This window comes from Blautia sp. OM07-19 (genome assembly GCF_003481595.1).
GTDB classification, from domain to species: domain Bacteria; phylum Bacillota; class Clostridia; order Lachnospirales; family Lachnospiraceae; genus Blautia_A; species Blautia_A intestinihominis.
Genome location: NZ_QULA01000033.1, coordinates 14,213 through 36,343, shown reverse-complemented (window position 1 = coordinate 36,343; position 22,131 = coordinate 14,213). Strand labels below are relative to the sequence as shown.

Below are 22,131 nucleotides of genomic sequence, written 5' to 3'. Positions count from 1 at the left end.
CCGCACGTCCGGAATTCTGTGAGGGATACATTCGGTAACGGATGTATCTACTCGACCGATGAATAGTTAATAAAGAGAGGTGCAGATGCTATGCCAGGTATACTCGTGGTTGAAGATGATGAAAATTTAAATCGTGGAATTACATTTTCACTGAAAAAATCCGGATATGAGGTTTTTTCAGCAGAATCAGTGAAAAAAGCGAAAAGAATTGCAAGTGATAATAATGTGGATGTTACCATTTGTGATGTGAATCTTCCGGATGGGAATGGACTGGAATTTGTAAGGTGGATGAGATGCAATTATAATACATACATTATTTGTCTTACAGCACTAGATCAGGAGATGGATCAGGTCATGGGATATGAAGCAGGGGCAGATGATTATATTACAAAGCCGTTTAGTCTTTCGGTACTTCTTTTGAAAATAGAAGCACATTTCCGCCGCAGACAGGAGAAAACGGAAGCCGGAAAGATGATTTCGGGAGATATCGTATTTATCGCAGGAGAAATGAAAGTCCTGATAAAGAGTCGTGAAATCAGTCTGACAAAAACGGAGTTGAAAATGCTGACTTTTTTTCTTCAGAATTCGAAACAGATTCTTTCAAAAACACAAATATTGGAAAATGTGTTTGATCTGGAAGGGGATTTTGTGGATGAAAATACAATCGCTGTCAATATCAGAAGACTCCGTGAGAAAATCGAAGACAATCCGGCTGCACCGGTCTATATAAAGAATATCAGAGGTCTTGGGTATATATGGAATCAGGAGGTAAGGCAGTGACAAAGAGATATCGCAAGAAGATCACAGTAGCGCTCTCCTTGGTATTACCTGTCATAGTATTGTTTGCAATATTAAATTGCTTTACCACATATGTGTTTTATGAAGATTATAAATATAAAATGAATCTTATGACAGAGATTGCTGCAAAGGAAGAATTTTCCGGGCTGGATGCTGTTTCGGAATTGCTTAAGGATAAGGATATTGAAACCAACGAACAGGGAAGGCGATTATTGGAGCAATATGGATACTGGGGGAATAAAGGGAATGCATTTTATTCGCAATTCCGGCATCAGGTTATGGTGACCGGTGCTGTAAGCACTGTGATATGCGTGCTTCTTTTGACTTTTTTACTTTATTGGAAGAAAAAAGAAGATGCGTGTCATCAGAAAATTTTAGACCAGTTGGAAGAAATTCTGATCAGATTCCGTGAAAATAAATTTGATGATTTACTGAAAACGGAAAATCATGCAGAACTGGAAAAATTGAATGACCAGCTTGAAGCAATCGGACATCATATTCAGTTGATAAAGGAAGAAGCAAGGGCAGAAAAGGAGAACACGAAAGAAATGGTTTCTGATATTTCTCACCAGTTAAAGACACCGGTTGCAGCTTTGGATACATGTTTTAGTGTGCTGATGCAGAATGACTTAAGTGCCACAGAACAGGAGGAGTTTCGTATCCGTTGTCGGAGTGCTCTGGATGGACTGGAGACATTATTGCAGTCGCTTCTTGAAATATCCAAGATGGAAACTGGACTGATTCAGATTAATAAGAAAAAACTTCCGCTTATGGATACTGTCATATCTGCTGTGAACCGCACTTATCCTAAAGCGGATGAGAAAGAAATTGAATTCGTTTTTGACTATGAAAAAGAGCTGGAAACATGCACGATTATGCAGGATAAAAGGTGGCTTGGTGAAGCTGTGATCAACGTTCTGGATAATGCGGTCAAGTACAGTCCGTGTGGTTCAAAAATATTTATCCGGTTACAAAAAAGAAACTATCTTGTAAGAATGGAAATTGAGGATCAGGGAATTGGTATTCCGCAGAATGAGTATCACAAAATTTTTCAACGATTTTACAGAGGAAGTTCCAAGGAGGTCATGGAAAAGAGTGGTACAGGAATCGGACTTTTTCTATCGAGAGAAATTATCGAAAAACACGCAGGTACGATTACGGTAACCTCCGGCAAAAAGAAAAAAGGAAGCACGTTTGTGATTCAATTACCATATGTTGGTTAAATTTTAAGTGAGCAGAAATCTTACAATTCTGTAAGATTTCTGCTCGTTTTTTGAAAGTGAAATGAAAGATTGTCCTGATACAATTTGGATGTAGATTGAAAAATGACCAAATATATAAACAGGCAAAGAAAGCGTGCTGAAAAGGTACGCTTTACAGAATTGAAAAGGAGGCAACACATGAGTGTGATATTAGAAACCAAGCAGCTTTGTAAGTTTTATGGCGCAGGTGAGAATCAGGTCAAAGCGGTCAATCAGGTGGACATTCAGATTGAGCAGGGAGAATTTGTCGCAATTGTTGGAAAGTCAGGTTCCGGTAAAAGTACATTACTTCATATGCTTGGAGGGCTAGACACCCCGACAAAAGGCAGTGTTACTTTAGCAGGGAAAGATTTATACAGGATGAAGGAAGATGCCCTTGCTGTTTTCCGCAGAAGAAAAATCGGATTTGTTTTTCAGGCATTTAATCTGGTTTCATCTGTTAATGTCTGGGAAAATATTGTACTGCCACTGGGGCTGGATGGAAGAAAAGTGGATGAAGCGTATGTAAATGATATTATTGCAACTCTGGGGATTGAAAACCGGATTTATAATCTGCCAAATCAGTTATCCGGAGGACAGCAGCAGAGAGTAGCAATTGCAAGAGCACTGGTGAATCGTCCGGAAATTATATTTGCAGATGAGCCGACAGGAAATCTTGATTCTAAGACCAGTGATGAGGTAATCGCTCTGCTTAAGATGACAGCAAAAAAATATGGACAGACAATTGTAATGATTACCCATGATGACGAAATTGCACAGGTCGCTGACCGTATTCTGGTGATTGAGGACGGACAGGTGGTGGATTTCAGATGAAGACAATAAGCAGGATTGCATATAGCAATGACAAAAGGAACAGGACAAGAAGTATACTGATCATGATGGCAATCTGTCTGACCACGATGCTGCTTGTTATCATCAGTACTGTGGGAAATGGGGTAATTCATTTACAGAAAAGTCAGGCGGCAGGATCATATGGAAGCAATTATGGTCTGTTTGTTTCCGCAGACGGATCGCAGTTAAAAGAAGTAAACCGCCGTGCGGAAATAGATGCTACAGGCACTATGTGCACCGAAGGTATCATAAAAGGCAATGAAAAAGGCGGGTTTGTCTGCATGGATGAGACTGCAAGAAAAATGCTTCCTTATAATAAAGAATATGAGTTGAAGGAAGGAAAGTATCCGGAAAAAATGCAGGAAATTGCCGCAGGAAGAGCATTTTTTCGTGCAATGGGGTATGATGATGTAAAGATCGGAGATACGGTTACACTGGATTACCGCGCAGGGATGCAGTCAGAATATAAGCCGGAAGAATTTGTTGTCAGCGGAATCCTATATGATCGGGATGAGTATACCATCGAGGCATCTTATGTTGCTTTCGGGTCACAGGAGTTTTATGATGAGCACGTCGCAGAGAATGACAGACAGTATAATATTTATTTTACTTTAAATGATTCTGCAAATGTATCTATGAATAATGTTGATTCGGTTATAAAGCAGATTGCAGCAGCTTGTGGGATCGAAGAAAAAAACGTTATAGTCAATGATCTCTATTTGCAATGGGTCTTGCAGCCGAGTTATGAAACGATTGCGGTATGCGGGGTTTTGATTCTTGCAATTGTACTTTTCTCTGTTGTGGTCATTTATAATATTTTTCAGGTCGGTATTGCCAACAAGATACAGGAGTATGGAAAAATCAAGGCTCTGGGAGCGACAAAAAAGCAGATGAAACAACTGATCTTCAGAGAGGGTATGTTTTTGACAATTTCTTCAATACCAGTTGGATTGCTTCTTGGTTTTCCGATTGCAAAATGCGGTTTTAACTGGCTGGTAGAACAGGGAAACCTTGTATCAACCGGAACTGGCTCTATGGGAGTCCAAAATCAGCAGATGCCACTGTTTTCCCTGCCTGTTATGCTTCTATGTATTTTCGTGTCATTTTTTACCGTTGCTTTGGCGCTGCGTAAACCAATGAAAATTGTTTCACGGATTTCACCTATCGAAGCAACACGGTATTTAGAAAATGCAGAAACACACAAAAAAGGAAAACGAAATGGCAGAAAAAATGTCACCGTGTTTTCTATGGCAATGGCAAATATAACGGGTAATCCAAAAAGAACCATTGGTACCATCCTCACACTGGGGCTTTCCTGCGCATTGTTTGTGATTATCTCTAATTATGTAGGAAATATTGATACGGAGCATGAAGCACGTCTTTCCGTTAATCATGGACAATTTGAACTGCAGCTTGACTATTCTGCTGAGTACGATGAAAGATATACGGAGAATAATCTGGATACGATTCTGACGGATAATCCATTGAATGATTCGCTGATTGAAGAAATCAAAAGCATTCCGGGAGTGACAGATGTCATGACGAGAGAGATTGTCTCTGTAAATCTGAACGGAACAAGATTTCCGGCTGATATTGTGAGTAAAAAGGATTTTGATTTTATGCGCCAGGACGGGGATATTGGCTCTATGGACTATGATCAGGCGGTAAAGAATGGTGAAATTTTCTTTGGTTGGTTGATGTGGATGGAACAAGATGGATATGCTCCGGGTGAATCCATTGCATTTGACTTTGAGAATGGAAGTGAAACCTATACCTATCAGGGAAAGATTGCAGGATCCTTTGTAAGCGCGGACACTTATCTTGTCATTCCGGAAGGTGTATACCGTTCCATGAATCCGAGGGGAACAGCCTATGGCTATCTGTGGGTGGACTGTGATAAAAAAGATGTTGCATCTGTGGAACAGAGTCTGAATACTTTGATTTCTAATACTTCGCATATAAAAATGGATACCTATCATGCACAGTTACAATCTGCAGAATTCACAGCTCGCATGATGAAGCTTGGCTGTTATCTGTTTATGGCGGTTGTAGGACTCATCGGTTTTATGAATATGGCAAACACCATAATCATGAATATTACGACAAAAAAGCAGGAATATGGTGTATTACAGGCTGTGGGTATGACAAATAAACAATTAAATTTATGTCTGCAGTTACAGGGAATGATGTTTACGGTTGGTACCATATGCGTAGCTTTGATCATTGGTCTGCCGCTCGGCTATGCACTTTTTTCCTATGCAAAACATAATGGAATATTTGGAATGAATATCTATCATGTTCCAATCGTACCAATTTTTATTATGATTTTTTTGGTCGGTCTGTTGCAGATTGTACTTTCCTGCGTTTTAAGCAGTAATCTGAAAAAGGAAACGCTGGTAGAAAGAATAAGGTATCAGGGCTAGCAAGTAATATGTAATGAACTAGGTCTTAACGAAGAGGAGAAATAGACAACTTCCAGTTGTGCGCCCAGCTAAGGGTGTGTAGTCAAGCCGGTGGGATTCCGGTTTATCCAAGGTTTAGCCAACCAGATAATAGCGAGTCTTGGGATGATGCCGGTAACGGCATCTGACAAGCGTAGACAGCAAGAAAGCAGGGTTGAATGGTGATTGAGCTTCGAAACGTTAACTTCAGTCGGTCGACGTCTTAACTGGTGTGGAAGACAATATCATGTAATGCGATATGGCGAGTGTTATGTGGCACTGCGGAGTCAGAGAACCAATCATGTTTTACATTGTGAATACACATCAACTGGGGAGAACCTGCCATTTCTCGAAGAAGAGTATGAAGTTGCAACTGAAAACGGAGGATTTCAAATGAATAGCAGGTGGTCGGACAATCCCATAGTACTGTAGAAATCGGGCAATGTCGATGGAGGGAAGGGGATTGCATAGTAAAGGTCTTACTGAGGACACATTATCCGTACTCAGGGACGGAGGAAATAATGGAAACGAAATTAGTAAGAATAGCTGAGATATCGGCAACATCAAAGCATCCTATATTTACATCAGTGTACCACTTGATAAATGAAGATATGCTAAAGCGATGCCATAAGGAATTAGATGGGAACAAAGCAGTCGAAATTGACAAGGTAACTAAGGATGAGTATGGGAAGAACCTTGATAGAAATATCAAGGAACTGGTACAGAGGTTGAAAAACAAATCCTTTAAGCTGCTTCCGTCACTGAGGGTATATATACCTAAAGGAAATGGAAAGAAATGACCATTAGGGATTGCTTCCCATGAAGATAAGATTGTACAAATGGCAGTGAAGAAAATACTGGGAGCTATCTATGAACCGAGATTCCTAAACTGCATGTATGGATTCAGACCGAATAGGGGGTGTCACGAAGCAATAAAAGAAGTATACCAACGGATAAGCTATGGAAAAATCAGCTATATCGTAGATGCCGATATCAAAGGTTTCTTTGACCATATCGACCATGATTGGATGATGAAGTTCCTTGAATGGAATATACAGGATAAGAACTTATTGTGGCTAATACGTAAATACCTTAAAGCAGGAATAATGGAGCAAGGAAAATTCGAGCCAACAGAGGAAGGTTCGGCACAAGACTCAGTAATATTTGCAGAGCAGAATCGTGGAGCAAGAGGAGAATGTAAGCCTGAAACATTTGATTTTCTGGGATTTACCTTCTACTGTAGCAAAACTTGAAAGGGAGGTTTTGTGCCAAAGGTACAGACTTCAAGAAAGAAGTTTGAGCTAAAGGTTAGAGCATACAAGAACTGGATTTACGATAATCGAAATCGACCAATGCGAGAAATCATTAAAGAGTTGAACGTAAAACTAATTGGACACTATCGATATTATGGTGTTACATGGAATTTTCGGAAGATAACAACATTCTTGCATAGAGTACAACAGTTTCTATTCAAAGCCATGAATCGGAGAGGTTGTAGACGGGCATACACATGGAATGGATTTGTGGAAATGCTCAAGTATTACCCGTTAGCAAAACCTAAAACGTACTATTGTTTATATTGAAGCGAATGTTACTATGAGGAGCCGTATGCGGGAAAGCCGCACGTACGGATCTGTGAGGGGCTAAGATTGAGAGGTCTTAGTCTACTTGACTGGAGAATTGAAAAAAACGGAATTTACTTATTAAGACATATAAACTGTTGACAATAAAGCTCCTATATAGTATGTTTTTAATGAACTACTATATAGGAGCTTTTGTATGGAAATGAATGGAGGATTTCTTGTTACCAAAATAAAACAGCTTGGAGACCGGATTTTCGAGAAGATTCTCAGCGAAAAGAATATTGATGCATTTAATGGAGCCCAGGGGCGTATTCTTTATGTGCTGTGGCAGAAGGATGGTATTTCAATCAGGTCACTCTCGACTAAATGCGGGTTAGCGATAACATCTCTTACTACGATGCTGGAAAGAATGGAAAATCAAGGGCTGATAAGCCGTGTTCAGTCTGAAACGGACAAAAGGAAAACGCTCCTGTTTCTGACTGAGAAAGCACATGCCTTAAAGGGCGAGTACGATTCTGTATCTGATGAGATGGGCAGTATTTACTACAAAGGTTTTTCAGAGGAAGAAATTACCCGGTTTGAGGAATGCCTCGACCGCATCAGAAAGAATCTTGAGGAGTGGAAGAAGTCATGAGTATTTGTATCAAAGATCAGATTCAGAACATGAATATCGTCATTGGCTGCACAGTGGGGTGTACATATTGCTATGCCCGCAACAACGTGAAACGCTGGCATATGATTGATGATTTCGCTGACCCTGAATTCTTTCCGGGTAAGCTCAAGATGATGGAAAAGAAACGTCCGCAGAACTTTCTTCTTACTGGCATGAGCGATTTCTCTGGATGGAAGCCGGAATGGAGAGACGAGGTATTTGCAAAGATCCGTGAAAATCCACAGCATCAGTTCCTGTTCCTTAGCAAGCGACCTGATTTGCTGGATTTTGATACCGATCTGGAAAACGCATGGTTTGGCGTTACGGTGACGAGGAAAGCAGAACGGTGGCGTATCGATGCCCTTCGGAAAAACGTCAGAGCAAAACATTACCATGTTACCTTTGAGCCGTTATTCGATGATCCCGGCACAGTTGACCTTTCCGGAATCAATTGGATCGTTGTCGGCACCATGACCGGAGCTCAGAGCAGGAAGATTCATACGGAGCCGGAATGGGCATGGTCTCTGACGGACCAGGCACATAAGCTCGGCATTCCGGTGTTTATGAAGGAAGATCTTGTCCCTATCATAGGGGATGAAAATATGATTCAGGAAATGCCGGAAGAATTTAATAAAGTGTTAGAGGTACAGAAATCATGGAAGAAGTAATAAATGGAATCCTCATTCGTGAGGTGGAAACAAAGAACATCATGACTAAGTCTAGTCTACCGGTAGGAGGTTACTCGGTCAATCCCTATGTGGGCTGTACACATGCCTGCAAGTATTGCTATGCTTCTTTTATGAAGCGCTTTACCGGGCACAAGGAGGAATGGGGCACTTTCCTTGATGTGAAGCATTGGCCGGAAATTAAAAATCCGAAGAAATATGCCGGACAGCGGGTGGTCATCGGTTCTGTGACAGATGGCTACAATCCACAGGAGGAGCAATTCGGGAATACCAGAAAACTTCTGGAGCAGCTGATCGGCAGTGACGCAGATATTCTGATCTGCACAAAGTCGGATCTTGTGGTACGGGATATTGATCTGCTGAAGAAGCTTGGACGTGTAACCGTTTCATGGTCGATCAACACACTAGATGAAAATTTCAAGAACGATATGGACTCTGCCTCGAGCATTGAGCGCCGTATCTCTGCTATGAAGCAGGTATATGAAGCAGGTATCCGTACAGTCTGTTTCGTATCCCCGGTATTCCCCGGTATCACGGATTTTGAAGCAATCTTTGAGCGGGTAAAGGATCAGTGCAATCTATTCTGGCTCGAAAATCTCAATCTTCGAGGCGGTTTCAAAAAGACAATTATGGATTATATCGCCGGAAAATATCCTGATCTTGTACCACTTTACGACGAGATCTATAACAAGCATAACCGCAGCTACTTTGAAGCACTTGAAGTAAAAGCTGAGAAAATGGCTAAGAAGTATGATTGTGCCTTTGTGGATAATGAAATGCCTTATGGCAGAGTCCCGCAGGGGCATCCGGTGATCGTAGATTATTTCTATCATGAGGAAATCCGTGGGACAGAGAATACCGGAAAAAGAAATCGCTAACTTCAAGTTTGTAGAATTCAAAAATTTAATATGAAATGTGAGATAGAGCGTATGGAAATTAACTATACGTTCTATTTTTTTGCCTTTTTTGAAAAAGTGATTAAAAAACTATTGACATTTTGTTACTGGCAAAACTGCAAAATCGATTTTGATTTCCTGTGGTGCCAGACTTTCACCATTTGATATTCAGGAGCTTCGAGAAATCATGTCGTATGACGAAATGGAACTGGATATGATCGGCGATCAGAGAACAGCCATGTTTGTCATCATCAGTGATACCGATGACACATTCAACTTTGCGTAAAAAGGCTGACATGCTTTTCATGCCGGATGCTTTGAATTTGGCAGTGAGAATGTACTGCTCATCATCGCTGAGATAAAATTGCACCGGATTGGTGCGGTTTCTGTTTGCCATTGAGTCACGTACTTCCTAAAAATGGGTACAAAAAAACTGCTGTAAAATGTTCAGTTTTTACAACAGTCTGTTTCGTGTTTAATTCAATTTTGGGTGTAACTACCCAAGGCAAATTGTAGCAAAGACGGTAGGAAAGTGTGGGGGATTTCGCCTGTGTCATGACACAGGCAGCGCTTGCTATTCTTGATTAGTTAAAGGTTTTTAACTTCCCTGATTTTAAAATAATACCGATCAATAATATCCTGCAATGTAATGGATTTCATTTTATCATCTACCATATTTTGAATTTCATGATAGAAGTCCCCAATAGCGAATTGAATGTTGATACCGATTCCACAATCCGGATTGGTATCTGTGTCCAGGTGAAGCAGCGGCTTATCGCCCTCTACGGCTCGGTAGATGTCATACATATTGATTTTATCTGCCGATTTTGCAAGAGCGGCATTCGCATGACCTTGTGTGTTGACAACAATGCCTGCATTTTTTAGGGTTGCCATAAGCTGTCTGACATAAGCCGGGTTTGTCTTGATACTTTCTGCAATTTTTGTGCTGGAGAGTTGTTCGTCATCTCCAAGAGCAATAAATATAAGAATATGAATGGTGTCACTAAGCTTTGTGGAATATTTCATTTGTCACCTCGAACTTTCTTCTTGCAATTTTAAAATTTACATGATAATATAATTTCAATGCTTGATGTAAATTTAATTTTAACAAGTAAAAAAATAAAAGTCAAGCGAAATAAAAAATGTGGAATCTGATATAAAAAAGGAGATAAAGTGGTGTATGCAAAAGGAGGAACAAGTCAGTTTTCTGGCAGAAAAAATCCGTCAGGCAGATGCCGTTTTAATAGGCGGTGGTTCTGGTCTTTCCAGTGCGGCGGGATATAACCATTATCATTGGCTACCCTATATGGAGGAATGTTTACAAGATTTCAAGGAGTGGTATGGACTGAAATCTCCCTTTGACGGTTTTTACTACTGTTATTCATCGCCGGAACAACAGTGGGCATATTATGCACGTTACATACAAAGTATGTGGGATGCACCTACAGGACAGCCATACTATGACCTGCGTGATATTGTGGCGGAAAAAGAAGTCTTTGTTTTAACAACCAATATAGATATGCAGTTTGAACGGATTTTTCAGAAAGAAAGGATTTGCGATTATCAAGGTAATAGCGGCTATGTTCAATGCAGTCAGCCTTGCCATGACCAAATTTATTCCAATGTAGAAATGATTCGCAGGATGAACGAAAATATCCGGGAGCTGCGTGTTACTTCCGAGCTTCTGCCAAGATGTAATGAGTGCGGGAGAATCATGGTTCCCTGGGTAAGGGATGATACATTTTTGGAGGGAAAAGACTGGAGGGAAGGTGTAAGGCGATATGAGAATTTCCTAAAAAAATATCTCATGAATGGAACAGATAAGAATGTTGTACTGCTGGAGCTGGGGGTTGGCGAGATGACACCCAGTATTATTAAACTTCCTTTTTGGGAAATGACATATAAAAATGAAAAGGTGTTTTATGCCTGTCTGAATCAGAAGAAATCCTCAGCTCCAGAGCATATAAAAGACAAAGGCATTTATATAGCAGGAGATTTGGCAGAAACCCTGCGGGATTTAAAAGAAAACATAGCGGGAAAGGAAATGTGATGAAGATGAATGTATATCAAGAGATAAGTCAAATCATCAAAGAAGCAGATGGTATTTTGATTGGAGCCAGTAATGGTTTGTCTATCGCAGAGGGATATAATATTTTTGCAGATGACGCATGGTTTCAGGAAAATATGGGAGATTTCAGAGAAAAATATGGACTGCGTTGTGTTTTACACGGATTTTCAGTGCCAATGAAGGTAGAAGAAAAGTGGTCGTTTGTAAGCAGACTTGTTAAGGCAAAAGCTATGCAGGATGAGCCGAGTGAGATTATGAAAAACATCTATGCACTAGTAAAGGATAAAGAATATTTCGTAGTAACTTCCAATGCGGAGGATCATTTTGTGCCGGCAGGTTTTGAGGCAGACCGTGTTTTGAAATGGAAGGGAAATTAACCCAGATGCGGTGCAAGAACAGATGTCATGACGAGGTTTATCCTAATCAAAAAGCAGTTCTCGCCATGACAGAAGAGGAAGTAAACGGAAGAGTACCCAAAGAGTTACTGCCGAAATGTCCAAAATGCGGTGGAGATATGGAAGTAAATTGGGGTGAGATGTCCTCGTTTACAGAAACGAAAAATTGGAAGGAAAAGGCTGCCTGCTATCAAGAATTTATTCAGAATTTACATGGAAAGAAGCTGGTAATTCTGGAATTTGGCATTGGTTGGAGAAATCAGATGATTAAAGCTCCTTTGATGCAGCTTGCAGCAGTAGAACCACAGGCAAGATATATCACATTTAACAAGGGCGAAATTTACATTCCAGAGGAAATTAAAGAAAAATCCATCGGTGTGGATGGTAATCTTACGGTAGCGTTAAAGAAAATCAGAAAGGAAATCTAAGGAAAATGACAAGAGAAGAAAAAGCAGTATATTACAAACATAATGGATTTAATTGCTGTCAGTCGGTTATCAAGGCAATGATCGATTCATCAGATTCTGATAAGGAAATACTGACGAATGCTGCATCCGGATTTGCGGTAGGTATGGGAGGTATGGAAGCAACTTGTGGTGCATTGATTGGAGCAACCATGATGGCGGGAATTGTAAAGCCGGGGAAGAAAAGTGCGATAACGGCGCGGGAGATATTAAACAAATTTCAGGAATATTCAGGTGCAACCATATGTAAAGATCTAAAGGGAAAGGATACAGGTGTTGTACTCTGTGAATGCGATGATTGCATTCGCAATGCAATACGGGCTTTTGACGAGGTGTTGCCAATGGAATCAGAAAGGGAAGGATAGACCAAGTAAAGTGGTTAAAGATATTACAGTTGTGAGATAGGAGAATGAAAAAAATGAGCTGTTATGAAAATTTGGTAATGAAAACACAAATGAACTATTCCGGACACTATAGTACCTATGCATCCGGCGGTACTGCTGTAGTGTTGAGCAAACAAAAACCACTTCCTTATGAGGAACAGATTCAGGAATTTGTTCGCAGAGTGCAGGAGGCAGAGTGTATCATAGTAGGCGGAGCATCCGGTTTGTCAGCGGCTGGAGGTGGTGACTTTTATTATAGTGATACCCCTTCTTTTCGTGAGCATTTTGGAAAATTTGCAGATAAGTATGGATTCAAAGGTGCTTTTAGCGGCATGATGCATCGGTTTTCTACAAGAAATGAACACTGGGGATATGTGGCAACCTTTTTAAATACTACACAAAATGCCCCTATCAGAGAGCCATATCTGGATTTGGATAGAATCTTGCAGGGAAAGGACTTTCATATCTTAACGACTAATCAGGATACACAGTTTGTAAAGATTTATCCGGAAGAAAAGGTCAGTGAGATTCAGGGAGATCATCGTTTCTTCCAGTGTTCCCGGTGCTGTCAGGATGAAACATGGGATGCCGTACAACCTGTGGCAGATATGATTGCGGCTATGGGAGAGGGGACAATGGTGCCGGATGAACTGATTCCTCGCTGCCCTCATTGTGGTGCGGAAATGTTTCCGTGGGTAAGAGGATATGGGAATTTTCTGCAAGGGAAAAAATACGAAGAAGAATATGAGAAAATCTCAAAATACATTCAAAAGAACAAAGATAGAAAAATTCTCTTGATAGAACTTGGAGTAGGGCGTATGACACCGATGTTTATACAGGAACCGTTTTGGGAACTGACAAATAACTTGAAAGATGCATATTATATCTCCGTAAATTCAGAATATCAGTTTTTGCCGGAATTCATTGAAGATAAGGGGATTGCTATTTTGGGAGATATAGGAACAGTATTAAAAGATTTGCGGAAAACAAAAGAGGAAAGTGCATTTGTATAGGATACTTGTTCTTGATATTCCACTTAATGGAGAAACATTAGAATATTGATTGATACAAAACTGCACTCAGGGATATTGTGGGTGCAGTTTTGCATTAAAATTATTGATTACGATACAGTTTCTGATATGCAGTAGGTAATATCTGAAATATATCTCGGAAAGCCGATGTAAATTTACTTTGGCTTTTATATCCCACAGCGGCGGCAATTTCCGAAATAGATTTATCTTCCTGCAACAGCATATTCGATGCCAACTTCATACGGTATTCTTTCATGCAAGAAGCGATGGGCATTCCATAGACTGCTTTGAAAACGGATTTCAAAGTAGTGGTGTTCATCAGGTACTGTTTTGACAACTCTTTAATAGTATAGTGGCGTTTTAGGTCGGATGTCATCAGACTGTGAATTTCTTTGATAGTTTCCACCTGTCCGGAAACATACTGGTTCAATCTTTTTGTATTTTCTAAATCCAGCATATCTAAAAACAACAGCAACTCTTGAGAACTTTTAATTTGAAATAAGGTATAAAAAATTAATGGGTGTCAGGCACTAAGGTGGATTTTATTTATCGAAGTCATCAGGGATTAGGAAAGCCGATTAAGATATATGTGTATGAAAGCTATTGTAAAAAATAATATAACATGACATAATCGGATTGACTAAAGAAACACAGATATTTATAATATAGACAAAATGAGAATGACATAGATGGAGGACAGGGTAATGGAGAAATCTGTAACACTTGAAGAGGCATTAAAAAGAATTGAGGAGTTGGAAAAAGAGAATGTAGAACTTCAGGAGGAATTGGAGTATTACAGAAATCGTAAGTTAAGCGGTCGTCAGAAACATAACGCCAAGTGGATGGCAATTTATAATGATTTTGTTGTTGGGTATGAGAGCGGCATGACAATGGTAGAAATTGCGAAGAGGAACAATGTCAGTGAGAGGACGATTTATAGGTATAAAGCGTATTATGACAAACTGAGGGAAAAAGAGGAATAGACCATTTTGCTGATGTCAGCAATATGTTGTATGAGAGTTGCGGACGATTTTTTTGACCGCAAATCTTAACAGTAAGAGCAGATATAATCCTCATGTATTTACAGAGCAAGGATTATATATGCTGATGACTGTTTTGAAAGGACCGTTGGCTGTTAAGCAGAGCAAGGCATTAATAAGAACCTTTAAGAAAATGAAAGATTACATATTAGAAAATCGTGATTTAATCGGGCAGCGGGAAATACTTCAGTTAAGCATGGAAACTGCTAACAACAGAATAGAAATTAACAAAATCAACTCAGATATGATATCTATTGAAAAGCAGATTTCAGATGTTGCAGAAGGCTTGAAAGATGTTGTGACAAAATCTGAGTTGGCTGATATGATGAACAGCTTTGTTTCAGACGATGATGACAAGTGGCTCATGTTTAATGCAAAATTCAGTAGTGCAGATGAGGTATATGAGTCCATTTATAAACAGGCAAAGTCGTCAATATATGTCGTTGACAATTATATTGGTTTAAGGACGCTGGTACACCTTAAGAATTCTCCTACTGGAGTAGATATTATTTTATTCAGTGATAATGTTGGAAATAATAAACTTCACAACATAGAATTTGCAGATTTCTGCAAGGAGTACCCAACAGTAAATTTGTCAATGAAAAAGACAGGCGGTATATTCCATGATCGTTTTATCGTGTTGGATTATGGAATATCTAAATATGCCCCTGTGATTGCCACGCTGTTAAAAAATTCGACGTTAATTTTACCACAATAGAGGGGAGCGAATGATTAAACATTCGTAAAGACAATCTATTAACACAAGAGGAGTTTGGCAAATTATTTCATGTTACCAGGCAAACTGTTTCAAATTGGGAAAACGGAAAAAGTTATCCTGATTTGTAAATCCTTGTAAGCATGAGTGATCAATTTAGCTCGCACCCAGTGCTCCTTAAGACAAAGTAGAAATAGTGCAATTTTTACATGATATTATACAAGAATTACATAGAAATATATCGTATTATTGATATGGTATTCTTGAGTTGTATGTGAGGAGAAAAACTATGGCAGCGGAAAGAAAAACATTAACACAGCTATCTGTGCCAATATGCTTAGAAACTTTATTTTATATGCTTTCAGGTATGGTTGATACGCTTATGCTATCATCTGTAAGTGATCAGGCTGTAGGAGCAGTGGGAACAGCAAATACATATATAGGTGTTTTTATTATTATGTTTGGAGTAATATCGTCGGGTATGATAGCTGTTATGTCACAAAATATCGGAGCCGGAAGACCGGGGATAGCATATCAGGCAAGACAACTTGGACTTATATTCAACGCATTGATAGGTATCGTAATGTCTGTCATTCTTGCTACTTTTTCTGGTGGGATACTTCGAATCGTAAGTATTGCTCCGGCTTTGCTTGAGCCGGCTGAAATATATCTTAGAATTGTTGGCGGCGCATGTTTTTTAAATGCACTGATTCCTATTTTCTCCAGTTATTTGAGAGTGTTTGGATATACAAAACATTCTTTGATAGGAACTGTTGTTGGAAATGTTCTCAATATAATACTTAATTCAGTATTTTTATTTGCATTCAACTGGGGTGTGATGGGAGTTGCTGTTGCCACGGTTATTTCGAGAGTTGTAAATCTTATTATTGTAGCCGGCATGGGGGCTGTACTTATAAAAGCAAAGCAGAGTCCTGAGCGAATTACATCAAGAAAGATATTTGCACAGATTGTTAAGATTGGTTTTCCTTCTGCGCTTGAAACAGCACTTTACAACATCGCAATGACATTTATAGTGCGTTTTATGAATCAGATGGATGTGGATGGAATGAATGTTACAGCGCGTTCATATGCGATACAGATTGCAAATTTCTCGTATTGCGTGGGAGCTGCCCTTGCTCAGGCAAATGCAATTATGACCGGCTGGAGAATTGGAGCAAAAGAGTTTGAGGAATGTAACAGGGGGACGAGAAAAGCTGCGATATATGGTATCATCACAGCGACATGCTTTTCCGTGACCTTTGCATTTGCCGGACATTTTATCGTGCATATATTTACGGATGATACACAGATGATAAATCTTGTGGTAAAGTTGTTAATAGTAGATATATTTCTTGAACTTGGAAGGGTAACAAACCTTGTATATGGGCAGGCGTTAAAAACGAGCGGAGACGCATTTTTTCCGGTTATATTAGGTGCGATATTTATGTATTTGTTTGCAGTTGGCGGAACCTATTTTCTCGGAATACACATGGGACTTCTGGCTGTAGGAGCATATATTGCTATGGCAGGTGACGAATGTGCGAGAGCAGTGGGAATGGTACTTAGATGGAAGAGTGGAAAATGGAAGAGTAAAGGTCTTGTAGAAGTATAGGAGAGAGTATGTACTTTGAATTAAAGGAAAATAAACCACATGGTACAAAGGATGATCCGTTTAGTACATATCATATAAAAAATGAAGGACGATCATTTCAGATACCGGTTCATTGGCATGATGAACTGGAAATTATATATGTAAAAAGCGGTTTTTTGACTGTTAGTATATCAGGAGAAAATTATATTGGAACCCCCGGGGATACTTTTGTAGTGTCGCCGGGTAATCTGCATTTTATGGGTTCACAGACGGATACAGTGGATTATTTTACTTTCCTTTTTCCGTTAAAATACATATCTTTTTGCATAAATGACATGTTGGATGATAAATTATTGGAGCCGTTAAAAAATGGTCATCTGATGATAAGTCCAAGAGTAAAAGATACAGCAAAAGAACTATGTGAGCAGTTGGTTGAAATATATGTGGCAAAAAATAAGAAAACTGAGTCCATAATAACTGCTCAGATAAAGAAAAAAATAATTCTTTTACAATTTATTCTTGAAATGTGGGAGAAGGGCTTTATAATTGAAAATGATAAAAGCGGGAGAAATACGATAGAAAAAGAAATGATTTCATATATACAGCAGAATTTTATGGAAAAGATATCATTAAAAGAATTTAGTGAGCAGTTTCATCTTTCGGAAAAATATATATCGCGATATTTTAAGGAACATTTTCATATTACCCTTTCGCAATATATAACACATTTAAGGTTAGAGCATGCAAAACAGCTGTTACAAGATACGGATATTCCTGTTACAGAGATTGCAATGCAGAGTGGATATCAGAATGTAAGCTATTTTATCAGAAGCTTCAAAAAAACATATGGAGTTTCTCCGTTAAAATATAGAAAAAAATAAGCTAGGTATATGGTTAGAAAGGAGAGGATATCCCGGTAGAATCAGAAAATCTGCCGGAGAGATATCGAGAATGAGTATGGGAAATAAGAATAAATGGTGGAAAAATGCAGTTGTATATCAGATTTATCCGAAAAGCTTTCAAGATTCGGATGGAGATGGAATCGGTGATATTCCAGGAATTATCAGCAGATTGGATTATTTGAAAAAACTTGGAATAGATGCAATCTGGCTCTCACCGGTGTATCGTTCGCCACAGGATGACAATGGATACGATATTTCAGATTATCAGGATATTGAGCCGATGTTCGGAACAATGGAAGATATGGAACAGTTATTTGCGGAGGCAAAGAAACGCGGAATCCGAATTATGATGGATCTTGTGCTGAATCATACTTCAGATGAACACAGATGGTTTTTGGAGGCAAAGAAAAGCAAAGACAATCCGTATCATGATTATTATGTGTGGCGTGACGGAGAAGAAGGTATTTACCCAAATGATATGAATTCTGTGTTCGGAGGACCGGCATGGGAGTGGGTTCCAGAACTGGAACAGTATTATTTTCATCAGTTTTCAGTGAAACAGCCAGATCTGAACTGGGAGAATCCGAAAGTGAGAAGAGAGCTCTATGATATGATTCTCTGGTGGATGGAAAAAGGAGCAGGCGGATTTCGTCTGGATGTAATCGATCAGATTGCAAAAGAGCCAGATCTTAAGATCACAAATAATGGACCAAAGCTGCATGAATTTCTGCGTGAACTAAGCAGAGAAACATTTCAGAAGGGGGATATGATCACTGTTGGAGAAGCCTGGGGAGCAACACCGGAAATTGCAAAGAAATATAGTAATCCAGATGGCAGTGAATTTTCTATGGTTTTTCAGTTTGAGCACATTATGCTTGATCAGGAAGAAGGAAAAGAAAAATGGGATACGATTCCATTGAATCTGGTTAAGCTGAAAAAATGCCTTGCAAAGTGGCAGAATACTTTATATCAGACAGGATGGAACAGTCTGTTCATGAATAACCATGATCTTCCTAGAATCGTGTCGCGTTGGGGAAATGACGGAAAATACAGAAAAGAGTCGGCAACAATGCTGGCGACAATGCTTCATGGAATGCAGGGAACTCCTTACATTTACCAGGGAGAAGAGCTGGGAATGACGAATGTGCAGTTTGACAGCATCGAGGAATATGAAGATATTGAGACATTGAATATGTACAAAGAGCGTCTGGAAAAAGGATATCAGCCAGAAGAAATCATGCAGTCTATCTACGCAAGAAGCCGTGATAATGCCCGTACTCCGATGCAGTGGAGCGGGGATGAGAACGGAGGATTTACAACAGGAGAACCATGGTTTGCCGTGAATCCAAATTATACCAGAATCAATGCCAAAGAGGCACTGGAAGATGAAAATTCGGTATTTTACTATTATCAGAAGCTGATTCGTTTAAGAAAAGAAAATCCAGTATTCGTGAATGGAAAATTTGAACTTCTTCTGCCGGAAGATGAGAGAATTTTCGCCTATACGAGAACAGATGAGCATACAAAGATGCTGGTATGTACAAACTTTACGGATGAGGAAGTTAGCTGCCCATTGCTTGATGAGTGGAAAGCCGGGGAAGTCTGGATCCGGAATTATGAGGACGACAGAGAAGGAAATATATTGCGTCCTTATGAGGCGGTGATAATTGCATTTACTGGCAAATAGATTGAGTTCCTTTTTTGGCATCAAAATTCACTTACTAGCATAAGTGATAGTGAAATTATGTGGATTTCAACTTATTATAAGTGTAAGATAATAACTATTGAAACCGCCGTGTACCGAACGGTACGCACGGTGGTGTGAGAGGACGGGAGCTAATCACTCCCTCCTACTCGATTACTTATTTTACAGTAGCATTTTAAATTCTTTGCAGAGGATGCAGGATTTTGGAGTGAATCTGATCTGTGTTGAAGATGGAATTGACAGCTCAAAAGATAGTGGAAAGCTGATGATTTCTGTTCTGTCTGCGGTGGCAGAGATTGAACGAGAGAATATCCTTGTTCAGACAATGGAGGGACGTAAGCAGAAAGCTAGGGAAGGAAAATGGAACGGTGGGTTTGCTCCATATGGCTATGAATTGGTAAATGGAGAATTGCAGATTGCAGAGGATGAAGCGGAAATTATTCGTCTGATCTATGATAAATTTATTCATACCAATATGGGAATTTCTGTGATTGCTGCATGGCTGAACCAGCATGGATATAAAAAGAAAAAACGACAGAATAATACACTGGACGCATTTGCCGCTTCATTTATAAAAGGCGTTCTGGATAATCCGGTATACTGTGGAAAGCTGGCTTATGGACGAAGAAAGAACGAGAAAGTATCTGGTACAAGAAATGAATACCGTATTGTAAAGCAGGAAAATTATATGCTGCACGATGGTATCCATGAAGGAATCATTTCAGAAACAGACTGGGAGCTGGCTCATCAAAAAAGGGAAAAAACAGGTGTGAAATATGAAAAGACACATAGTCTCGAGCATGAGCATATTTTATCCGGAATATTGAGATGCCCGTTATGTGGAAGCGGTATGTATGGAAACGTGAACCGAAAGAAAAAGAAAGACGGAACTTTATATAAGGATTATTTCTATTATGCCTGCAAACATCGTCGCCTGGTAGATGGTCATAAATGTGGATATCGTAAACAATGGAGCGAGGAGAAGATTAACAATGCAGTGGAAGAAGTTATTCGGAAACTGGTGAAGAATCCTAAATTTGAAGAAGCAATTCTGAATAAAATCGGTTCAAGAATAGATACAGAAGAAATAGAAAAAGAGATTGAAAGACTGGAAAAACAGCACAGGCAGCTGACCGGAGCAAAAGGAAGACTTGGACAGCAGATGGACAGTCTGGATATCATGGATAAATTTTATGAGAAGAAATATCAGGATATGGAGACAAGGTTATACCGTTTGTATGATGAGATTGAAGGCGTGGAGAACAGTATAGAAGAAGTCAAGAATCGCCTGCTGAATATCTGGCAACAGAAAATATCAGAAGAAAACGTCTATCAATTTCTTTTATATTTTGATAAACTATATGATAAGTTCACCGACCTGGAGAAGAAAGAATTTCTTAACAGTTTTGTAGAACAGGTGGATATTTATGAGCAGGAGCAGCCAGATGGCAGATTTCTGAAGCACATAAAGTTCCGTTTTCCGGTGTATTTTGGAGACAGAGAGACACAGGAACTTTGTTGGGACAACGAAAGTATCGTTGAAACTGTGTGCCTCTTGAGCAACCGAAAACCAGATACCAGATGCCAAGGTGAAAATAGGCATTGATATGGATGATTATTACCGTATCAGGGAGAATGCTGAAAGCAAATAAACCTTTACAAAACCGAATAATACACTGAATTAAAGCAGGATAGAAGCTGTTGATGCGTTAGAAGATAACGTGTCAGCGGCTTTTTCTTTTTATCTGAAAATCTATTAGTCAAATCTGAAAGGAGTCAATTAAGTTAATGCACCAAAAAGAAAAGTATTTCAGGCGCACGGGATCTTCTTGCTTAGGATCCGGTGAAGGATACGCCAGTGGCTGTGAATGGGATTGTTTCTATTCCTGTTGAGGAAATATATCCGTTTCATGATTATCCATTCCGGCTGTATGAGGGAGAATGCCTGGAAGACATGTACAGAGCATCAGGGAGTTTGCAGCAAGTGATACAGGAGAACTCTTGGAGTGAGTTTTCCAAAATTATCACAAAATGTTTCCTGCCTATTTCTCCTGTCATATAATGTTTTGCAAATTATTTTGCATGGATGTTCGCTGATAATAGGTATTTATGATATCCTGTAAAGTAATCGTATTCATTTTTCCTTCAGCAGTTTTTTGGATTTCATCATAGAATCCCTGCAAAGACAACTGAATATTAATGCCAATGCCGCAATCGGGGTTGGTATGAGTATCTAAATGAAGCAGAGGTTTCTCGCCTTCAACTGCTTTATAAATATCCAGTAATGTGATCTGGTCTGCTGGTTTTGAAAGAGAAGGACGGGCATGTCCAGCTACACTGGTCATAAGTCCGGCTTTTTTTAGTTTTAACATAAGTTGGCGTACAAAGCCGGGATTTGTATGGACACTTTCTGCAATTGAGGCACTGGAGAGAGATTTTTCCTGGTTGATAGCAATCAGAACCATCACATGAACAGTATCGCTTAATTTCGTTGAATATTTCATGATAAGAAACTCCTTGTAGTATGATATAATGATTTTGCTTTCACATTTTTGAGACAAAATATTTCTGGTTTGTCAAAAACATCCCAAGTTCTCAACAGCTCTTTTTAATGTGTTGAGAACTTGGACATATTTATTATTTTGACGATTGTAAATAATATAATTACAACTATAATGAAATTTAAAG

At 39.3% G+C, this 22,131-nt stretch carries 23 protein-coding genes and 2 pseudogenes; 21 read left to right on the top strand and 4 right to left on the bottom strand.

Going from position 1 to position 22,131, the window contains the following annotated elements:
- Positions 1-90 precede the first annotated feature (90 nt).
- The 9 genes from DXC01_RS16765 to DXC01_RS16725 all read left to right on the top strand — a co-directional run bounded on the left by DXC01_RS16765 (position 91) and on the right by DXC01_RS16725 (position 9,131).
- A complete protein-coding gene (locus DXC01_RS16765; RefSeq protein ID WP_118699407.1) occupies positions 91-780 on the top strand; it encodes a response regulator transcription factor in 690 nt (229 codons plus the stop codon).
- On the top strand, positions 756-2,021 hold the full coding sequence (locus tag DXC01_RS16760; RefSeq protein ID WP_118699406.1) for a sensor histidine kinase: 1,266 nt from the start codon (positions 756-758) through the stop codon (positions 2,019-2,021). Before DXC01_RS16765 ends, DXC01_RS16760 begins: the two co-directional genes overlap by 25 nt.
- Before the next feature lie 177 nt (positions 2,022-2,198).
- On the top strand, positions 2,199-2,873 hold the full coding sequence (locus DXC01_RS16755) for an ABC transporter ATP-binding protein (RefSeq protein ID WP_006426335.1): 675 nt from the start codon (positions 2,199-2,201) through the stop codon (positions 2,871-2,873).
- Positions 2,870-5,314, top strand: a complete 2,445-nt coding sequence (locus tag DXC01_RS16750) for an ABC transporter permease (protein ID WP_118699405.1) — start codon at positions 2,870-2,872, stop codon at positions 5,312-5,314. The genes DXC01_RS16755 and DXC01_RS16750 overlap by 4 nt, the downstream gene beginning before the upstream one ends.
- Before the next feature lie 539 nt (positions 5,315-5,853).
- Positions 5,854-6,132: a hypothetical protein gene (locus DXC01_RS21525; protein WP_330427694.1), complete on the top strand. Its 279-nt coding sequence runs from the start codon at positions 5,854-5,856 to the stop codon at positions 6,130-6,132.
- A 39-nt stretch (positions 6,133-6,171) separates the two neighbouring features.
- Positions 6,172-6,585 carry a reverse transcriptase domain-containing protein gene (locus DXC01_RS21520; RefSeq protein ID WP_442857940.1) on the top strand — a complete coding sequence of 138 codons (414 nt, stop codon included), beginning with the start codon at positions 6,172-6,174 and terminating at the stop codon, positions 6,583-6,585.
- A 526-nt stretch (positions 6,586-7,111) separates the two neighbouring features.
- Positions 7,112-7,549, top strand: a complete 438-nt coding sequence (locus DXC01_RS16735; protein ID WP_118699404.1) for a radical SAM mobile pair system MarR family transcriptional regulator — start codon at positions 7,112-7,114, stop codon at positions 7,547-7,549.
- The gene (locus DXC01_RS16730) at positions 7,546-8,235 is read left to right on the top strand and encodes a radical SAM mobile pair protein A (protein ID WP_117813317.1); all 690 of its coding nucleotides are present in this window, start codon (positions 7,546-7,548) and stop codon (positions 8,233-8,235) included. The genes DXC01_RS16735 and DXC01_RS16730 overlap by 4 nt, the downstream gene beginning before the upstream one ends.
- The gene (locus tag DXC01_RS16725; protein ID WP_118699403.1) at positions 8,223-9,131 is read left to right on the top strand and encodes a radical SAM mobile pair protein B; all 909 of its coding nucleotides are present in this window, start codon (positions 8,223-8,225) and stop codon (positions 9,129-9,131) included. Before DXC01_RS16730 ends, DXC01_RS16725 begins: the two co-directional genes overlap by 13 nt.
- 343 nt (positions 9,132-9,474) lie before the next feature.
- Here the strand turns inward: DXC01_RS16725 and DXC01_RS21515 are convergent.
- Together DXC01_RS21515 and DXC01_RS16710 are read right to left on the bottom strand one after the other, a co-directional pair.
- Positions 9,475-9,546 (bottom strand): annotated as a pseudogene (locus DXC01_RS21515) (plasmid mobilization relaxosome protein MobC); the annotation flags it as partial.
- Positions 9,547-9,737: 191 nt separating this feature from the next.
- On the bottom strand, positions 9,738-10,175 hold the full coding sequence (locus tag DXC01_RS16710) for an Rrf2 family transcriptional regulator (protein WP_118699402.1): 438 nt from the start codon (positions 10,173-10,175) through the stop codon (positions 9,738-9,740).
- A 118-nt stretch (positions 10,176-10,293) separates the two neighbouring features.
- On the opposite strand from DXC01_RS16710, the gene DXC01_RS16705 reads away from it, so the two are divergent.
- Genes DXC01_RS16705 through DXC01_RS16690 form a run of 5 tightly spaced genes read left to right on the top strand, consistent with a single transcriptional unit; the run spans position 10,294 to position 13,472 of the window.
- On the top strand, positions 10,294-11,199 hold the full coding sequence (locus DXC01_RS16705) for an NAD-dependent protein deacetylase, SIR2 family (RefSeq protein ID WP_227222727.1): 906 nt from the start codon (positions 10,294-10,296) through the stop codon (positions 11,197-11,199).
- A 5-nt stretch (positions 11,200-11,204) separates the two neighbouring features.
- On the top strand, positions 11,205-11,594 hold the full coding sequence (locus DXC01_RS20750; RefSeq protein ID WP_243111650.1) for a hypothetical protein: 390 nt from the start codon (positions 11,205-11,207) through the stop codon (positions 11,592-11,594).
- 5 nt (positions 11,595-11,599) lie between these two features.
- The gene (locus tag DXC01_RS20745) at positions 11,600-12,040 is read left to right on the top strand and encodes a hypothetical protein (protein ID WP_243111649.1); all 441 of its coding nucleotides are present in this window, start codon (positions 11,600-11,602) and stop codon (positions 12,038-12,040) included.
- A gap of 5 nt (positions 12,041-12,045) precedes the next feature.
- The gene (locus DXC01_RS16695) at positions 12,046-12,441 is read left to right on the top strand and encodes a C-GCAxxG-C-C family protein (RefSeq protein WP_106491765.1); all 396 of its coding nucleotides are present in this window, start codon (positions 12,046-12,048) and stop codon (positions 12,439-12,441) included.
- A 53-nt stretch (positions 12,442-12,494) separates the two neighbouring features.
- A complete protein-coding gene (locus tag DXC01_RS16690) occupies positions 12,495-13,472 on the top strand; it encodes an NAD-dependent protein deacetylase (RefSeq protein ID WP_243111648.1) in 978 nt (325 codons plus the stop codon).
- Between the two features lie 100 nt (positions 13,473-13,572).
- On the opposite strand, the gene DXC01_RS16685 is transcribed toward DXC01_RS16690, so the two are convergent.
- On the bottom strand, positions 13,573-13,959 hold the full coding sequence (locus DXC01_RS16685; RefSeq protein ID WP_118251304.1) for a helix-turn-helix domain-containing protein: 387 nt from the start codon (positions 13,957-13,959) through the stop codon (positions 13,573-13,575).
- A gap of 235 nt (positions 13,960-14,194) precedes the next feature.
- Here DXC01_RS16685 and DXC01_RS16680 point away from each other — a divergent pair, with 235 nt between their 5' ends.
- The 7 genes and pseudogenes from DXC01_RS16680 to DXC01_RS16650 all read left to right on the top strand — a co-directional run.
- Complete coding sequence (locus DXC01_RS16680) at positions 14,195-14,473, top strand: helix-turn-helix domain-containing protein (protein WP_118699400.1); 279 nt, start codon at positions 14,195-14,197, stop codon at positions 14,471-14,473.
- A gap of 37 nt (positions 14,474-14,510) precedes the next feature.
- Positions 14,511-15,248, top strand: coding sequence for a hypothetical protein (locus tag DXC01_RS16675; protein WP_319638496.1), 738 nt, complete (start codon positions 14,511-14,513; stop codon positions 15,246-15,248).
- Positions 15,249-15,268: 20 nt separating this feature from the next.
- Positions 15,269-15,376 (top strand): helix-turn-helix transcriptional regulator, encoded by a 108-nt coding sequence (locus tag DXC01_RS21335; RefSeq protein ID WP_118251484.1) that lies wholly within the window; start codon positions 15,269-15,271, stop codon positions 15,374-15,376.
- A gap of 158 nt (positions 15,377-15,534) precedes the next feature.
- The gene (locus DXC01_RS16665; protein ID WP_118699399.1) at positions 15,535-16,857 is read left to right on the top strand and encodes an MATE family efflux transporter; all 1,323 of its coding nucleotides are present in this window, start codon (positions 15,535-15,537) and stop codon (positions 16,855-16,857) included.
- 8 nt (positions 16,858-16,865) lie between these two features.
- On the top strand, positions 16,866-17,717 hold the full coding sequence (locus DXC01_RS16660) for an AraC family transcriptional regulator (protein WP_118699398.1): 852 nt from the start codon (positions 16,866-16,868) through the stop codon (positions 17,715-17,717).
- A 76-nt stretch (positions 17,718-17,793) separates the two neighbouring features.
- Positions 17,794-19,425: a glycoside hydrolase family 13 protein gene (locus tag DXC01_RS16655; protein ID WP_118699408.1), complete on the top strand. Its 1,632-nt coding sequence runs from the start codon at positions 17,794-17,796 to the stop codon at positions 19,423-19,425.
- A gap of 184 nt (positions 19,426-19,609) precedes the next feature.
- Positions 19,610-21,049: pseudogene (locus tag DXC01_RS16650) on the top strand (recombinase family protein); the annotation flags it as partial.
- Positions 21,050-21,497: 448 nt separating this feature from the next.
- On the opposite strand, the gene DXC01_RS16645 reads toward DXC01_RS16650, so the two are convergent.
- On the bottom strand, positions 21,498-21,947 hold the full coding sequence (locus tag DXC01_RS16645; protein WP_118064724.1) for an Rrf2 family transcriptional regulator: 450 nt from the start codon (positions 21,945-21,947) through the stop codon (positions 21,498-21,500).
- Between the last annotated feature and the right edge of the window lie 184 nt (positions 21,948-22,131).

Coding starts and splice junctions, on each gene's coding strand:
- DXC01_RS16765 (WP_118699407.1), top strand. CDS start 91: ATGCCAGGTATACTCGTGGTTGAAGATGATGAAAATTTAAATCGTGGA.
- DXC01_RS16760 (WP_118699406.1), top strand. CDS start 756: ATGGAATCAGGAGGTAAGGCAGTGACAAAGAGATATCGCAAGAAGATC.
- DXC01_RS16755 (WP_006426335.1), top strand. CDS start 2,199: ATGAGTGTGATATTAGAAACCAAGCAGCTTTGTAAGTTTTATGGCGCA.
- DXC01_RS16750 (WP_118699405.1), top strand. CDS start 2,870: ATGAAGACAATAAGCAGGATTGCATATAGCAATGACAAAAGGAACAGG.
- DXC01_RS21525 (WP_330427694.1), top strand. CDS start 5,854: ATGGAAACGAAATTAGTAAGAATAGCTGAGATATCGGCAACATCAAAG.
- DXC01_RS21520 (WP_442857940.1), top strand. CDS start 6,172: ATGGCAGTGAAGAAAATACTGGGAGCTATCTATGAACCGAGATTCCTA.
- DXC01_RS16735 (WP_118699404.1), top strand. CDS start 7,112: ATGGAAATGAATGGAGGATTTCTTGTTACCAAAATAAAACAGCTTGGA.
- DXC01_RS16730 (WP_117813317.1), top strand. CDS start 7,546: ATGAGTATTTGTATCAAAGATCAGATTCAGAACATGAATATCGTCATT.
- DXC01_RS16725 (WP_118699403.1), top strand. CDS start 8,223: ATGGAAGAAGTAATAAATGGAATCCTCATTCGTGAGGTGGAAACAAAG.
- DXC01_RS16710 (WP_118699402.1), bottom strand. CDS start 10,175: ATGAAATATTCCACAAAGCTTAGTGACACCATTCATATTCTTATATTT.
- DXC01_RS20750 (WP_243111650.1), top strand. CDS start 11,205: ATGAATGTATATCAAGAGATAAGTCAAATCATCAAAGAAGCAGATGGT.
- DXC01_RS20745 (WP_243111649.1), top strand. CDS start 11,600: ATGCGGTGCAAGAACAGATGTCATGACGAGGTTTATCCTAATCAAAAA.
- DXC01_RS16695 (WP_106491765.1), top strand. CDS start 12,046: ATGACAAGAGAAGAAAAAGCAGTATATTACAAACATAATGGATTTAAT.
- DXC01_RS16690 (WP_243111648.1), top strand. CDS start 12,495: ATGAGCTGTTATGAAAATTTGGTAATGAAAACACAAATGAACTATTCC.
- DXC01_RS16680 (WP_118699400.1), top strand. CDS start 14,195: ATGGAGAAATCTGTAACACTTGAAGAGGCATTAAAAAGAATTGAGGAG.
- DXC01_RS16665 (WP_118699399.1), top strand. CDS start 15,535: ATGGCAGCGGAAAGAAAAACATTAACACAGCTATCTGTGCCAATATGC.
- DXC01_RS16660 (WP_118699398.1), top strand. CDS start 16,866: ATGTACTTTGAATTAAAGGAAAATAAACCACATGGTACAAAGGATGAT.
- DXC01_RS16655 (WP_118699408.1), top strand. CDS start 17,794: ATGGGAAATAAGAATAAATGGTGGAAAAATGCAGTTGTATATCAGATT.
- DXC01_RS16645 (WP_118064724.1), bottom strand. CDS start 21,947: ATGAAATATTCAACGAAATTAAGCGATACTGTTCATGTGATGGTTCTG.